Source organism: Sphingorhabdus sp. (genome assembly GCF_044357595.1).
In the GTDB taxonomy this organism is placed as follows: Bacteria; Pseudomonadota; Alphaproteobacteria; order Sphingomonadales; family Sphingomonadaceae; genus Sphingorhabdus_B.
Window position 1 is genome coordinate 1 of sequence record NZ_JBIKPH010000054.1, and the last position, 14,525, is coordinate 14,525.

A 14,525-nucleotide genomic window follows, 5' to 3' on the forward strand; every position below is an offset into this window, starting at 1 on the left:
CCGGATAATGCGACTTTTCATCCCATTCGGCGGCAAAAGGCGTGATCGCATCTGCGGTGAATTTACGCGCCATATCCTGGATGGCAACTTGATCGTCATTGAGTTCAAACTGGCTCTGCATGAGGCCGCCCTAGCATTGCAGTTTTAAGTTATCCAGACATAAGCTTCGGGCAACGCACATATCGTGTTCGCAGACCATCGGCCTTGTCGGTGCGCACTATCTGCGCGCGGTCTGCGCTCAGTTTGAACGCCATCATCCGTGTCGATTTGTGTGTTTTATCCACAAATTGAAACTCGGCCGCCATGGTATTTGATGTCATGCGCTTGCCCTGCACCATCGTGCCAATGGATCCAGCAAACTTAATCAGGCGACCTTGAAGCGACATAATCTCGGCACCGCTGTCGGGATCCTGATCGCATGCAATAGCGCTGATGGCCCAGCGCCCCTGATACCCAGCAGGAAACCGGTTAATGGCAATTTCCAACGCCACATCGGCAACTCCCAAGTCGGCAGTCGGCGACGCTGCGCTCTGCGCACCGGCAACAGCATTTTTATCGGTTATTGGCCAACACGCGCCCACCGTCGCCCCCAAAAGGGTTGCGCTTAAACATAAAATCTTTGCGGCCATATATATTCGCCATATCTCTGAGCAAAACATGCGGATCAGGGATGGGTTCCATCGGGGGTATATATAACGAATTTGTAGCGCCGAAACGGGGCCTTAAAAAAAACTTGGCGCAAAGCCTATCTGCCTGCTAACCGGTTCCGGCCCGCACCCATAGCTCAGCTGGATAGAGCGCTGCCCTCCGAAGGCAGAGGCCAGAGGTTCGAATCCTCTTGGGTGCGCCATACTTTCAATGGCTTAGTGAAAAGCTTGAGTCTCGACCCGTAAAAATCCCGTAAAACATATATGAGCTTTACGTGGAATTAAGTTCCTTTTTTTGGCGGGTCCGATCACGATACCCCCCACCCCCTTCGAAAAACCTACCTAACTAGACCCCACCGGGGTGGCACCCCCCTGTTCTGAGATATGGGACCCACAGTTCCTTCTTACATACTATTCTGCTCTTCCGGTTAGCTGGGTTTCATCAGTAGCCTTTTAGGTGACGTCAATACCCCGGCTAGCCAGCACAATCCTAACGGCCTGTTGCTTGAAATCTTCCGTCTCCTTGATCGCCAAGATTGGGATCTTTAAGAGAGGTGTTTAATCTCAAGTGACCAGCGCGAAAGCCATCACAAGTCTATCAGGCTCAATTGACACTCCTGCTAGATCAAGCTGAATCGTCGTTTCGCATATTGCGCAGTACCCAGCGGATATGGCCGACGAAAGAGATTACCGAGGAATGCGCGTCTCCTGACAGTATCATATCATGGATCATCCGGTAGTTTAGGATATACTGCTCCCAATGCTCGCCCGGCGTCAAGTCGGCGAGAAGTATTGTATAAAAACGAATATAAGGGCGTCGGTAGAAGAATTCCAGATACTGATTGCCCGACAAGCGGTTGAGTTCGATGTGATAACGGTAAAGCGCCTCGACAAAATCGCGGTTATGTCTCCGCGTGTAAGCATCTTCAATCCGCTGGAATGCCTGGTTAGCAGTATAGCAGCTATCGACCTCACTCATCCGCCCAGTCGCCAACCTTACACCAAGCGCGCAGATGGCTTCCGTGAATTCGAGGAAATCGATCAGCTCTCCAACACTTAAGCGCCGAATGCGTGCCCCACGATTAGCTATCAGCTCTACGACGCCTTCACCTGCGAGCATATGCAGAGCTTCACGAACTGGCGCCCGGCTGACATTAAATTCCTCCGCCAGATCAGCCGCGATGAGGCGCTGACCTGGGGCATAGTGTCCCTTCATTACGCCATCGATGATGGCATCGACAACAAAACTGACAAGTGAAGCCGCAGCTTCCTCATTTGCGCCAGATGGCGGCTTTACTGGATTGATCGACATCCAGCCACCATAGTGAAAATATGAGGTCGCCGCCAAGCATTATTGCAGCTTGTATCTTCATGTCATTTTGCATACACTTTTCTTCGAATCATTAATTGGAGTTTTTATGGCGAAGAATATCGGATCAGAAACGGGAACTCTGCCTCAAGGCGACAACCTTGAAGGCGTAGCGCGCCAGCTTCAGCAGATTATCGGCCCGGAACATGTTCTGCTGGATGAGGCCAGCCGGCAGTTTTATTCAAAGGATCTAAGTTGGCTGCCGCACGAAGTGGCAGATGTCATCATCCAGCCGGCCAATCTGGATGAACTCTCCCAGGCTGTAGGCGTTGCGACACGTGCTGGATTTGCGGTCGTGCCGCGAGGTGGCGGCATGTCTTATACCAGCGGCTACACACCGGAGCGCCAGAGGTCAGTGCTTATTGATATGCGCCGCATGAATAAGGTGGTCGAGATTAATACCGACGACATGTATGTCATTGTTGAGGCGGGCTGTACGTGGAAAGAACTTTACGAAACGCTAGCCCCGCTGGGAGTTAGGACGCCCTATTGGGGGCCGCTTTCAGGCGCTTATGCAACTGTCGGTGGCGCGCTATCACAAAACAGTTTGTTCCACGGTTCTGGTACAGGCGGCACGGCAGCTGAAAGTGTAGTCGGCCTTAAAGTTGTGCTGGCCGATGGAACGGTGCTGACGACTGGGTCTTGGGCGCACAAGAACTCAACTCCATTCTGGCGGCATTTCGGGCCTGATGTCACTGGTTTGTTTACAGCCGATACCGGTGCGATGGGTGTGAAGGCAGTGGCCGCACTTCGTCTTGTCACTGCACCTAAGCACACGGGCTACCTCTCCTATAAATTCGACACGCTCGAAGCAATGTTAGCTGCACAGGTACGCACGGCGCGCCTTGGCATTTGCTCGGAATGCTATGGTTTTGACCCCTACTATAACGGTGGATTTGAGAAGCAGGGCATTACGTTTGAAGAGGGTCTGTCGATTGTTGGAAAGATTGTCCGCAAGGGCGGCCTGAAAGGATTAAAGCGCGCCGCCCAAGTGGCGCTGGGCGGCAAGAAAATACTCAAAGATGTAGCATATTCTCTGCATATGACCCTTGATGCCCACACTGAAATTGTGGCCTCCGAACATACCGATATCGTCGCAGAGATTTGCACCGAGGAAGGAGGGACTGAGATGGCAAGTTCCATTCCAACCGTTTTCCGCAATGCCCCTTTCGGCGGTGTCCGCACAATATTGCTTGGTTCTGACGGAGAAATCTGGATCCCTGTCCATGGGTATTTCCCACTTTCTCGCGCGATCGCGGCAGCACAAACGACTGAGAAGTTTTTAGCAGAGCGCAGGCCGCTGATGGATAAATGGGGTATCAAGACATCCTATCTCACATGTTTTTCGGGACCAGAGTTTGTGATTGAGCCCAGTTTCTATTGGCATGATGAACTAGGGGAATTCCGTCTTTCGCTAATCGAACCTGAATTTGCCGATCAATGGAAATCGATCCCTGCTGACCTAGAAAAACGACAGGTAGCACTCCAGCTCCGGGATGAGCTCCGCGACTTGTTCGATGGCCTCGGGGGGCTTCATCTCCAGATCGGGAAATATTACCCTTACATGGAGATTATGAACAACGCAGCACTACCCGCCGTCATTGAGGGCATGAAGAGCGTTGTCGATCCGCTGCGGTTAATGAATCCAGGGGCACTTGGCCTAAGATAGACATTAGTTGAGGTGTTAAATGGATGATATAACTTTGGGGTGCTCCCTGTGGGCGCTTGAAATGCGGCTTGAAGTCTCGCTGCGACCATATCCATAATACACTTGGTAGATCGAAACTATATTATGAACGTAATATGATATTTTAATACGGTTTGAAGGGAATGGTCAGTTATGATTCGCAAGGGATACGCAGATTGCAGTGGCGGTCAGATCCATTTCCGCTCAGTCGAAGGTGATGGCACGCCGGTGATTTTCTTTCATCAAACAGCGAGTTCAGGCCAGATGTGGCTCAAGGCGATGGAGCGCTTGGCTGGAAGGTGGCCGCTTTATGCGTTCGATACGCCCGGATTTGGCGGATCCTTTGATGTAGGACATGATCTAAAGCCTTTGATGTCAACCTATGTTGATTGGCTTTATGAGGCGGTAAGAGATTCCGGGATCGACCATTGTCATATTGTCGGGCACCATACGGGGTCGTGTATTGGCGTCGAAATGGCGGCGCGGTATCCCGATCTTGCCAAAACACTAACAATGGTTGGACCAGTGCCGTTGACGGATGAAGAGCGGGTAGCGTTTTCAAAGCTGTTTGGCACCCCTTTTACACCCACAATAAGTGGCTCCTATCTTCTTGATAATTGGGAATATTTGCGTAACCTCGGCGCTCATGCCGATCCGATGTTGATCCACCGTGAAATGGCCGATCAATTGCGCGCTTGGTGGGGTCGAGTGCAATCTTATGGTGCGGTTTGGACACAGGATTTCTCTCATTTCTACAAGGCTGTTAAATGCCCGATAATGATTGGCGCTGCCCAAGAAGATGTACTTCATCCTTATCTGGACCGAGCGGCAGAAATGCGGCCGGACGCCCGCGTCATTTCCCTCAGCGGGGCCAATTTTGAGCCTGACTTAGACGCAGTGAATTTTGCGGAAGGATTGATCTACTTTCTGAATGACAATACCTAGGACCTGTTGACAAATTCACGCATCCACAGGCGGAGTGAGACGAGGTGGATGAAGCCGAGATAGCTGTCGGCGGTTTTGTCTTATCGGGTGGCCAGCCTTCGGGCGTTTTTGAGCTTGTTGAAGCATCGTTCGACCATGTTGCGCAGGGCGTAGATGTCGGGATCGACCGGCAGTTGGATCAGCCGGTTACGCTTGGTCGGGATCATCGCAATGCCGCCGCGCCTTTCCATATCTTGGCGAATGAAATCAGCATCATAACCTTTGTCGGCGAGCAGCACTTTGGGCGCTGGCCCGTCGGCGTTCATGATCGGCAGATACCCTTTGTAATCGGAGACTTCACCGCCTGTCAGAGCAAAGGCTATGGGTAGGCCCATCGCATTGATGCGGAGATGGATCTTGGTCGTAAAGCCACCTTTTGAGCGGCCAAGACCCTGGCACGGAGTCCCCCTTTAGCGCCGGCTGAACAATGGTGCGCCCGGATTATTGTGCTGTCGATCATTTGCAGGCTGGGTTTGCCGCCGCCGCTGTCGTTGAACGCTTCGAGTAGCAACTCCCACAAGCCGGACAGCGTCCAGCGCCGGAACTGGCGGTAAACCGACGACCACTGGCCAAAATGTTCGTGCAGGTCGCGCCAGGCAACGCCTGTTCGCGCAATCCAGAAAATCCCATCAAGAACAAGCCGATGGTTCCTCGGACGACGCCCGCTGCGCGGACCGCGCTCGATCACGAATGGCTCAAGGCAAGCCCACTCCTCGTCGCTCATCAAACCCCGGATCAAGATAGCCTCCCCAAAAGCTACCTTGAATCAGATACTGGCCCTTTTGGGAATCCCCTTTGTCAACAGGTCCTAGGATCGCCAAGGATCCTCTAGTTCCCGAGAATTTTTCGGTTGAGAACCGATTGTGTTGACTGGTCATAGAGGCTTGTGAGCCGTTCTAAAGCCGACGCAGCTTCAGCTAATGCCGGTACAAGTCCGATCACATCTCCCACAAGGCCTACCATCATCTCTTCTCGCAGCTCCGCGTAAGAATCGGTTGCCTCAATCCCCAGCTCAGTCAGGCGGTACCCTGCCTCTCGCTTCGAGTGCCCAGTAACCCTCTCAATAAGGCCAAATTGCTCGATCTTACGCAGTGAATATTGGATCGTAGACACATCGTTCCGGTTGAGAAAGAGCAGCAGCTCCGATAGATTTTGGGCACCTCCGCACATACGAATTGAATGTAGCAACCAGACATCTTGCGGACCAAGCGGTCTTCCGCTCACGCTTTTATGTAAGAAATATGACCAGCGGCTAAAGGCTTCTAACACACGGATCATTGCCAATTCGGCGCGAGTGAGCGTCGAAGCGTCTGCTGACCTGGTCATATAGCGGTTTGAAGGATGGTCCACAACTTCATCTCCTGTTAGAAAAATTAGCTGTAATTTATACAAGCTTATGGCTTGTTTTACAGCCGAAAATACATGCTTTCTTTTCAGTTGACACATCAATCAATCGATGTCGATATATTTGTATACATAATCAGCAGACGACTGATGTTGAAATATAAGCCAATGGCATAGTTAAACTGCAGTTTGGTTTAGTGATATCGGAGGAGGCAAATATGAAAAAGATACAAATGCTATTAGTGACCGTTGCAACAGCGGCGCTGGTTCCATCGGCCGGGTTTGCTCAGATTGCAGAAAGCCCCCCGCAGGCCGAACCACCTGTTGATGAAAATGAAATCATCGTGAGTGGACTAAAGCGTGATCAGGCGTTCATTAACGTGCCAGTTGCTGTTCAGGTTTTTGATGAAAAGACGATTACTCAGGCTGGGATTACGCGACCCCAAGATTTTCTAGCGCTCACGCCCAACGTAACATTCCAAACGTCAAACCATGCCGGTGAATTTTTTGTCAATATCCGCGGACAAACCTCGGTTAGGCAATCCGAAGGGGCTGTGGCGTTCGTTATCGACGGCGTCCAACTCGCGACACAGAATGAATTTAACGGGGAACTTTTCGATATCCAACAGATCGAAGTTCTCAAAGGTCCACAAGGTGCGCTTTATGGCCGAAACGCTGCGGCTGGCGCGATTGTTATCACTACTAGGGCCCCAACTGATGAATTTGAGGTCCAAGCTAATTTTGGTTATGGCAATTGGAATAGCTCAAAGGCAAGCGTGAGTGTTGGCGGCCCAATCATTCCAGGCGTTCTGCGCTTCCGTGCATCGTTCGCCGCCAACGATTCTGATGGTCCCTACACCAACATAAATACCGGCGAGAAAGTGATGCGGTCGAACGAGAAATTGGCGCGGTTGCGATTCGATTGGCAGGCTGGAGAAGATACCACAGTTGATGTTCGATTTAATGGCAGTAGATTGCTGGGCGGTGCACTTGCTTTCAATTCGCAAGTTGTCGGTTCAACAATTGGCGGTGTGCCAGTCACCCGCATTGACACAAATGATACTAGCCTGCCTTACACCAACGATGTTTTGAGCAAGAACCGGCAAGACAAGTTTAGCACGTCGATGAAGATCGATCATGACTTTGGGGGTATTACGCTGACGTCGGTGACGTCTTACAATTTGATAACGGACAACTATCAGGGCAAAAATTTTCCTTATGGCGGATGGAATTTTCAGGGCAACGAATTTGTATCCGATGTTCTGTCGCCTGGACTGAATTTGGATATTTTGGCGGCATTCGGCGATAACACACAGAAGTTCAGGATTGCTAACAAAGCGATCATCCAGGAACTCCGGATATCATCGTCCAATGATGGGCCATTTCGTTGGCAAATAGGCGGCTATTTTCTCGATTCAAAGCGCAACTTTACGACTGAGCAAGGGTTAAATGGAAAACTGCGCCGCAACCCTACAACAGGGGCTTTACTGCCGCCGTTTGTCATTTCCGGAACCACGATTGGCGCACCCGTCGCGCCGGTAGATCGCCTTCTAATTGGAGGTGGGGGGATCCTACCAACGCTTGGTATCGATGGACCAGATTCCAACAACGGTACAGCCAACTATGACCGTAATGCATATACCGCTCGCAACTTCGCGCCGTTCGGTAATTTTCAATATGACGTTTCCGAAGCGTTCGAACTTCAGGCAGCTTTACGCTATGATATTGAGCGCCGCACCATCCGAACCGTAACGCCTAATATTGCTAATCCATTCTTTGGTGTCGCACCGGGTGCCCCGGCCGCTACTTACAATCTGTGCGTAGCAACCACCGGGCGAGCAGCGGCAGAGTGTAACGGGAAGAAAACATTCAAACAGCTGCAGCCAAAGGTTACACTCACGTACAAGTTTCCAAATAAGTCCGGCTCAATTTACGCCGGATATGGGCGCAGTTTCAAATCGGGCGGGTTTAATCCGATCGGCACGCGCGCGACGCTGTTAATAGGCATTCCAGATATTCTTGTCCAAGATACGTATGACAAGGAAGTTGCAGACTCGTTTGAAATGGGCTTCAAGACTGTCCTGTTTGACCGCCGCGTCAGCTTCAATGGCGCCGCATTTTATACCGAGGTCGAGAATGCGCAGCAGTTTGAATTCTTCCCAACAGGAGGAATCCAAGCAATTTCTCAAATCAAAAAGTCACGCATTCAGGGTATTGAGTTTGATGTGAACGCTCGCGTTACCGATAGTTTAACGCTATTTGGCGGCGTCGGCATCGCCGATACAAAAATTATCGATATTGATAGCCAGAATCCAACGGACCGCGCTGCGATTATCGGAAATCGGACGCCTTTTGCGGCGAACTATAACATCTCTGCGGGCTTCCAAATGACCCAACCGGTGTCAGGCACTATCGACCTGATTGCGCGAGCCGATTATACTCGGTCAGGGTCAATCTGGTATGATCAGCGCAATCTTGCCAACACGAAACGCGAACCGGTTGATCTCGTCAATGCTCGTTTCGGGCTAACCACTGATCGTTGGGAATTGACGCTCTGGTCAAAGAATCTCTTCGACAAGAGCTATAACAGTGATGCCGTTGTGATCTTGCCAGTCGCGCACGCCGTCTTTCGCGCTCCGGATCGCAGCTTTGGGGTCGAGGGGAAAGTGAAATTCTGACGCGGAAGGAAAATGTATGCCAAATTTGACATCCGTGAAAGGAACTCATTTGACAGCAGAGCAAATGATTGCAGTTTTGCCGGGCGGAATTCCGCCGCGAGGAAGCAAGTTGGCAGCACCGGTGTGGCGGATTGCCGCAACCCTGTTTGAAAGGCATTCGGGAAATGTTCGATTGCGGATGCTTTGTTCTGAGTGCGGGGTGAGTCACCGAACCGCTTGGCGCATGCGCGAAACTTTTCGGGATGCTGCGCAGTTAGTAATGGAACGGCGGATGCAACACGGCATCCTCTGATCTCTGAATTTGTGAAGGATTTTTATTAATGCAGAACGACATAGATCTCAAATCGCAATTCAATCATGGCGTCTTACCGCAGACGACCTCAGATGAATTTTCCCGTCAGGAGTTTGTGAAAAGTCTGAAGTATCACCTCGCAAGCAAGATTTCGCTAGGCAACAAAGACGCGTTCGAGGCGCGCGTGAAGCCAGTGTTTGAAAAGGCTGAGGGCAGGGCACCTGAAACTTATCACGAAGTGCGCAAGGCGATGTCGAAGGAGCCTTATTTCAACTTCTGGAGCGCGCTTCAGCGCAACAGTCAGGAAATGATGTGGAAATCGGTTCAGCAATCTGTGGAACGCCAATTGCCCGCATTGATCAATACCGCTGCAACGGCCGAAAAGAAGCTAGGCAGCCTTACGCTTGACCCGGCATTGGAAATTCCTCGCTATCACCGCGCAGTCGATATCCACTGCATGCCAGGCGGTTATCATACCGAATTTGCCAAAGACGATGTAGCAAATGGTGCACTCTATGATAGGGCCGTCTATATTTATGCAATGGGCAGGATGGGGCCATTTAATTCGGATATTGGCGATACCACCATTGACTATATCAAGACGCATTATCCCAACCTGAAGCCGCGTCGCATTCTTGACATGGGATGCACAGTAGGTCACTCAACCCTAGCTTATTGCGAAGCCTTTCCTGATGCAGAGGTCTTCGCGATTGACGTAGGCGCGCCAGTTTTGCGCTACGCATATGCCCGTGCGGGATCGCTTGGTAAAAAAGTGAATTTCAGCCAGCAGAATGCCGAATGCACAAATTTTGAAGATGGATTTTTTGATCTAATCGTAAGCCATATTCTGGTGCATGAAACCAGCAACGGATCGCTGCGCATGATCATGCGTGAATGCAACAGGCTACTGAGTGAAGGCGGTGTTGTTGTTCATGCCGAAACTCCGCCGTATCGTGACTTGTCAACATATGACGCCTTCATGCTCGACTGGGATACACGCAACAACAACGAACCTTATTGGGGTGCTTCCCACGAATTGGTAGCGAAAGATGTCGCTGCAGAAACCGGATTCGATCCAGACAAGGCGTTCGAGGCCTATCAGGCCAGCGCTTTTGATGCTGAGGAAGCAAAGCGAACGAAAGTATTCCAGGGCGGTGACTTCGGCGGCGGAGGTGCCTGGTGGCTCTGGGGCGCGCAAAAATAAAGGTAAATAGGTATGTCAGAACGCATAGAATTGCAGAAAAAAGCTCGAGGGCTGCGGCCAGAATATTTTGCCGATCCAGCGATCGACAAGGTGCTGTCGATCACAATGGCGCTCGCTGGAGAGACAGCAGTGTTGCATGATCGGCTCGATACGATTGAGCGTTTGCTTGAGGCGGGTAAGCCGTTCACGCGCACCGCTATAGAAGCTTATGTACCCGATGAGATCATTCGGACAGACCGTGACGCTTGGCGGGAATCATTTCTCGATAACGTACTGCGTATTGTTCATCAGGAACGCGAAGAGTTGGCCAAGCGAGCCGCCGACACCCAGACCTATGAAGAGGCGATTGCGCTTGTGGAGAATGACGTGTGAAAATGCAGTGCTAAGCTAACTTGCCTCTCGTCGGAACATTTGGCACTGGTGGGTGCGTAAATTAGCGGAGCATTGGCGTCATCAGTTGGGTTGATATTAGGCGGCGAGCTTGCGGTGATAGCTTTCAGACCTTAGGCTTCCTCCCCCTCGTCCGTGTCGACCCCGCTGCTAGCATCCCCAGCTTAGCCATAAGATTTTCGGTCTCGTGGAAGAAGACTGCCATGTCGTGTCGTTCTTGCCTTTCATGTACAGTCTGACCTGCACCATGATAGTTCCAATGATCTGCACCTCGCTTGATAGCCTCTGGATTTTTGGCGCCATGATATCTGCACGTTGTACAGCCCCATTTCGTCACTGCTGGGTTCCAGCACCTATCGCCCCGCGCCTTACACTTAGCAGTGCAGCGTTTTGTTTTGCCTGACAGAACGTTTGGGAGAGGCACTAGTCCGATTTCTTACATTACATCTGCCGAGGTGCGCGCCAGACGGGCACTAGCTGAATTGTTCGCTGACCTATGGAAGTGGCCGTGTGCGCGGGTTGCCACCATTGCCACCAGTTTCGACAAACTCTTATAACTATTACTCTTCCTTATTTTTATAAAAGAGGTGGCAATGGTGGCATGCGCTCGAAAACTTATGCAAATCAGGCGTTTTTTGTTACCACCACATCTGGCAACTGCTGGCAAATTTGCCACCTTTTTGTTCATTTTCACGATCATCAGTCCAACCACTCGATCTTTCCACCCATGAATTGGGCAAATTCGTTCCGCGCATCTGGCCATGATGGCAACTGCTGGCCGCGTTCCAGAATATTACGGTTCATCTGTCGATCTCGTTCGGCGGAGGGGCAGAGGCGCTTGAGGGCTTGATGCACGTCACGCTCCTGAGGTGCTGTATAAAGGCGGGCCCCCTTCTCGTATTCCTTCCAACCCTCCAGCAGCGTTTTTGTACTTACGAAACGCGGGTCTTGCCAAGGATCCGTTGGTTCCCCGCGACTGCCGGGGTAAAACCAGCCAATTTGCAACACCTCAAACCAGTACCGGTCGAAACCGCTGAGCGACTTTAGCCTTTGATCCATATGGGCTTCGGTTTTTGGCCTCTGGCGGACATTAAAATTACTAAGATCTAGGGAAAGCATATCATTCACCATGGCGGCAATCACGGCGGGGTCATCGATCGCCTTGTGCACGTTATCCCAGTACGCGTGATCACCCTTGCGGGCGTCTGACACTTGAAAGAAAGCAAACCGGCGGTCATCAGCCTCAACCTGAGCAAAATGCTTGTGGTTACTCGCAGCGAAGAAGCGGTGGTAAGAACTGATTGAGCGGCGCGGCTGATATTTTTGCTCGATGGTAACAGTAGGGTCAGGACCCGTTAAAATGCTTGCATAATGGTTGACTGATTGATTCAATGGCGGCGTCAAGGAGGCGCTGTTGATGGATTACCCCTATTTGCTGAGTCAGGCGCAGATGCGCCGTATTGAGCCATATTTCCCGCTATCGCACGGTATTCCGCGGGTTGATGATCGGCTGATTGTGTCGGCCATCATCTTCGTGATCAAGAACGGCCTGCGCTGGCGCGATGCGCCGCGCAGCTACGGGCCGCACAAGACGATTTATAATCGCTTCATTCGCTGGAGCCGTCTGGGCGTCTTCAACCGTATCTTCGCCGAACTGGCGGGCGAGGCTGGAGAGCCAGACCGGATCATGATCGACGCGACGCACCTCAAAGCTCACAGAACTGCGGCAAGCCTCTTAAAAGGGGGGCTCTTTCCAGATGTATCGGGCGCACCAAAGGCGGGCTGAACTCAAAGCTGCACGCGGTCTGCGATGGCGAGGGGCGCCCTATAATGATGCTGCTCACGGAAGGTCAGATGAGCGATCACAAGGGCGCTTATCTGCTGCTTGACGCGCTACCAAATGCTAAGGAACTGCTGGGCGACAAAGGTTATGACAGCGACTGGTTCCGCGCCGCCCTGACAGCGCGCGGGATAACCCCCTGCATCCCGCCAAAATCCAACCGCAAAGTGCAATATCACTATGACAAAGCGGTCTACAAAAAACGCCATATGGTCGAAAACCTGTTCGCTAAAATCAAGGATTGGCGCCGCATCCACACACGCTACGATCGATGCGCACACACCTTCATGTCGGGCATCTGCATCGCCGCTACCGTCATCTTCTGGTTGTGATCAATGAGTCCTGACCCTAATTATAGGGCGCCTGTGCCTCCATTAGCTCCCACTTCTGACGCCAAGCCCGATTTCGCCGTCATGCGGCGCTTTCTGCCCTATTTATGGCCGAAGGATGAGGCTGGCTTGCGCGCGCGGGGCTGATCCAGATTGGCTATCGCAAGATTTTTGTGGCGAACGCGACTGCCCTGACATGGATCGAACCATAGGAACGGCGGATCGGTTCGCTTGCTCGAAGAACTTACCACTGAACGCAAGGTATCACGGGTGGGGCAGCGCTTTCGAATGGAAATAGCTGAGTCCCTTATGTTGAACGGAAAAATAGTCATTCCATCTGGGTCGCCGGTGCAAGGCGAGATTACTGAAGTTCGTAACAAAGGGATGTGGGGCAAGTCAGGACACATTACCGCTAGGGTATTGTACGCCACTGTTGGTGGAAGACAGGTAAGACTATCAGGCTCGTTTGATGATAAGGGTGTGACCGGAACTGCAGGCGTTGTTGGAGCAATCATTCTGGTGCCGGTAGTTGGATTTTTTGTAACTGGTACCAGTGCAAGAATTGCTAGTGGGTCAGTCGCAGGAGCTTTCCTGGATGAGGACATCACTGTCCTACCTTAAGAGTACCTAAATAGACCTTAATGTCCGGCAGAATGGACACGGAAGGTCTGGCGTTTACGGGAGTGCGAAGATCCGCATTCCCGTATTTCGTAAAACCAAATATCAGAACGGCTGGAGCTAATGGCTACGTAACTGATCTGAGCGCATCTCAAACAAGCTCCAAAATCATCTTAACTACCTGTAAAAAAGTAGAATATGTCAATTTTTACACAACAAAAAAATGCACAAATCGTGCACACGACCCAGAAATACACCATAAACTATTGATTTATAACGATTATTTTAATCATTAAGTGCCCTCCGAAGGCAGAGGCCAGAGGTTCGAATCCTCTTGGGTGCGCCATTTAAATCATTGATATATAACAATATTTAAATGCAGCGATGTGCCGACTGCGGCTGTCGAACGACACCTCCCCATTTCTGTTGGCAAAGCAGATGGGAACCTCAATTGAGATGCTGTAGAAGTTCTACGGACAGACAGTATCTCAGCCTTGGCTGCTCGGATATCGAAGGGTAATCAGACGGTCGGAGATGGCAACGGCAAGGTTTACCCGTTTGGTTGAAAGTATCTCGAGTTGGTAGGATGCTTATCGCACAGCGGGAGACGGACATACATTTCAGTAGCTGTCCGAAATGCTATTTTGCTCAAAGCGCTTTTTTCTCTTTCACAAACAATGCGAATTCTCCCAGCATCGCCGACCACCATTCCAAAACATCGGTAAAGTTCGCTTTATTAAGACCGCCGGTTGTAGTGATGTCATACGCCAGTTGAAGCTCTTTCTTTTCCACAGAGGCTCGAATGAAGCGGGTTTTGGCGTTCCACGCATTTGCATATTCTGGCGTGTTGTCATCCTCTGCACCGAAATAGGATACGAACTGCAATGAACTGCATTCTTTTCCTTTGTCACACTCATAAAAAAGTATTTGGAACTTGAAGCCGCTAGCCTCGCTGTAGATCATCGGGTCGCCGGCATCATCCTTGTCGACCTTTGCCCGAAAGCCTGCATCTTGAACACCAACTGCGACTGTTTCCGGCTTGGAAGCACAGATCAGTCCAGCGGGGCATCCCTCCTGAGCCCTTGCGCTGCCACTAAACGACATCAATCCTGCAGACATCAGAATTAGAGTTTTCAACTTCAC

General features: G+C 51.2%; 13 protein-coding genes, 1 tRNA gene and 1 pseudogene. 8 read left to right on the top strand and 7 right to left on the bottom strand.

Features of this window, described 5'->3' with window-relative positions; translation table 11 throughout:
- On the bottom strand, positions 1 to 121 hold a 121-nt coding region (locus ACIQ2T_RS07075), incomplete at its 3' end, for an acyl-CoA dehydrogenase family protein (RefSeq protein ID WP_397590214.1).
- A gap of 28 nt (positions 122 to 149) precedes the next feature.
- Entirely contained in the window at positions 150 to 629 is a 480-nt protein-coding gene (locus ACIQ2T_RS07080; protein ID WP_397590207.1) for a hypothetical protein, read from the bottom strand.
- 144 nt (positions 630 to 773) lie between these two features.
- Between ACIQ2T_RS07080 and ACIQ2T_RS07085 the strand changes: the two genes are divergently transcribed.
- Positions 774 to 850: transfer RNA gene (locus ACIQ2T_RS07085), tRNA-Arg, on the top strand.
- Positions 851 to 1,272: 422 nt separating this feature from the next.
- Here ACIQ2T_RS07085 and ACIQ2T_RS07090 read toward each other — a convergent pair.
- Positions 1,273 to 1,959 (bottom strand): GntR family transcriptional regulator, encoded by a 687-nt coding sequence (locus ACIQ2T_RS07090; protein WP_397590208.1) that lies wholly within the window; start codon positions 1,957 to 1,959, stop codon positions 1,273 to 1,275.
- Between the two features lie 49 nt (positions 1,960 to 2,008).
- Between ACIQ2T_RS07090 and ACIQ2T_RS07095 the strand changes: the two genes are divergently transcribed.
- The gene (locus ACIQ2T_RS07095; RefSeq protein WP_397585593.1) at positions 2,009 to 3,685 is read left to right on the top strand and encodes an FAD-binding oxidoreductase; all 1,677 of its coding nucleotides are present in this window, start codon (positions 2,009 to 2,011) and stop codon (positions 3,683 to 3,685) included.
- A 171-nt stretch (positions 3,686 to 3,856) separates the two neighbouring features.
- Positions 3,857 to 4,648, top strand: coding sequence for an alpha/beta fold hydrolase (locus ACIQ2T_RS07100; protein ID WP_397585592.1), 792 nt, complete (start codon positions 3,857 to 3,859; stop codon positions 4,646 to 4,648).
- On the opposite strand, the pseudogene ACIQ2T_RS07105 reads toward ACIQ2T_RS07100, so the two are convergent.
- Positions 4,645 to 5,411, bottom strand: a pseudogene (locus tag ACIQ2T_RS07105) (IS5 family transposase). The gene ACIQ2T_RS07100 and the pseudogene ACIQ2T_RS07105 overlap by 4 nt on opposite strands.
- A gap of 104 nt (positions 5,412 to 5,515) precedes the next feature.
- Positions 5,516 to 6,037, bottom strand: a complete 522-nt coding sequence (locus ACIQ2T_RS07110; RefSeq protein ID WP_397590209.1) for a MarR family transcriptional regulator — start codon at positions 6,035 to 6,037, stop codon at positions 5,516 to 5,518.
- Between the two features lie 212 nt (positions 6,038 to 6,249).
- Here ACIQ2T_RS07110 and ACIQ2T_RS07115 point away from each other — a divergent pair, with 212 nt between their 5' ends.
- The 3 genes from ACIQ2T_RS07115 to ACIQ2T_RS07125 all read left to right on the top strand — a co-directional run bounded on the left by ACIQ2T_RS07115 (position 6,250) and on the right by ACIQ2T_RS07125 (position 10,577).
- A complete protein-coding gene (locus tag ACIQ2T_RS07115) occupies positions 6,250 to 8,709 on the top strand; it encodes a TonB-dependent receptor (protein WP_397585590.1) in 2,460 nt (819 codons plus the stop codon).
- Between the two features lie 320 nt (positions 8,710 to 9,029).
- Complete coding sequence (locus ACIQ2T_RS07120; RefSeq protein ID WP_397585589.1) at positions 9,030 to 10,205, top strand: class I SAM-dependent methyltransferase; 1,176 nt, start codon at positions 9,030 to 9,032, stop codon at positions 10,203 to 10,205.
- Positions 10,206 to 10,217: 12 nt separating this feature from the next.
- Positions 10,218 to 10,577, top strand: coding sequence for a hypothetical protein (locus ACIQ2T_RS07125; RefSeq protein ID WP_397590210.1), 360 nt, complete (start codon positions 10,218 to 10,220; stop codon positions 10,575 to 10,577).
- Between the two features lie 717 nt (positions 10,578 to 11,294).
- On the opposite strand, the gene ACIQ2T_RS07130 is transcribed toward ACIQ2T_RS07125, so the two are convergent.
- Positions 11,295 to 11,999 carry a primase-helicase family protein gene (locus ACIQ2T_RS07130; RefSeq protein ID WP_397590211.1) on the bottom strand — a complete coding sequence of 235 codons (705 nt, stop codon included), beginning with the start codon at positions 11,997 to 11,999 and terminating at the stop codon, positions 11,295 to 11,297.
- A gap of 13 nt (positions 12,000 to 12,012) precedes the next feature.
- Between ACIQ2T_RS07130 and ACIQ2T_RS07135 the strand changes: the two genes are divergently transcribed.
- Positions 12,013 to 12,767, top strand: a protein-coding gene (locus tag ACIQ2T_RS07135) for an IS5 family transposase (protein WP_397585937.1) whose coding sequence is annotated in 2 segments (ribosomal slippage) — positions 12,013 to 12,331 and positions 12,331 to 12,767 — 756 coding nt in all. Because the reading frame shifts where the segments join, the coding sequence is not laid out codon by codon here.
- Between the two features lie 228 nt (positions 12,768 to 12,995).
- Positions 12,996 to 13,385 carry a hypothetical protein gene (locus ACIQ2T_RS07140; protein WP_397590212.1) on the top strand — a complete coding sequence of 130 codons (390 nt, stop codon included), beginning with the start codon at positions 12,996 to 12,998 and terminating at the stop codon, positions 13,383 to 13,385.
- A gap of 645 nt (positions 13,386 to 14,030) precedes the next feature.
- Here ACIQ2T_RS07140 and ACIQ2T_RS07145 read toward each other — a convergent pair.
- The coding region (locus tag ACIQ2T_RS07145) for a YbjN domain-containing protein (RefSeq protein WP_397590213.1) at positions 14,031 to 14,525 on the bottom strand (495 nt) is incomplete at its 5' end.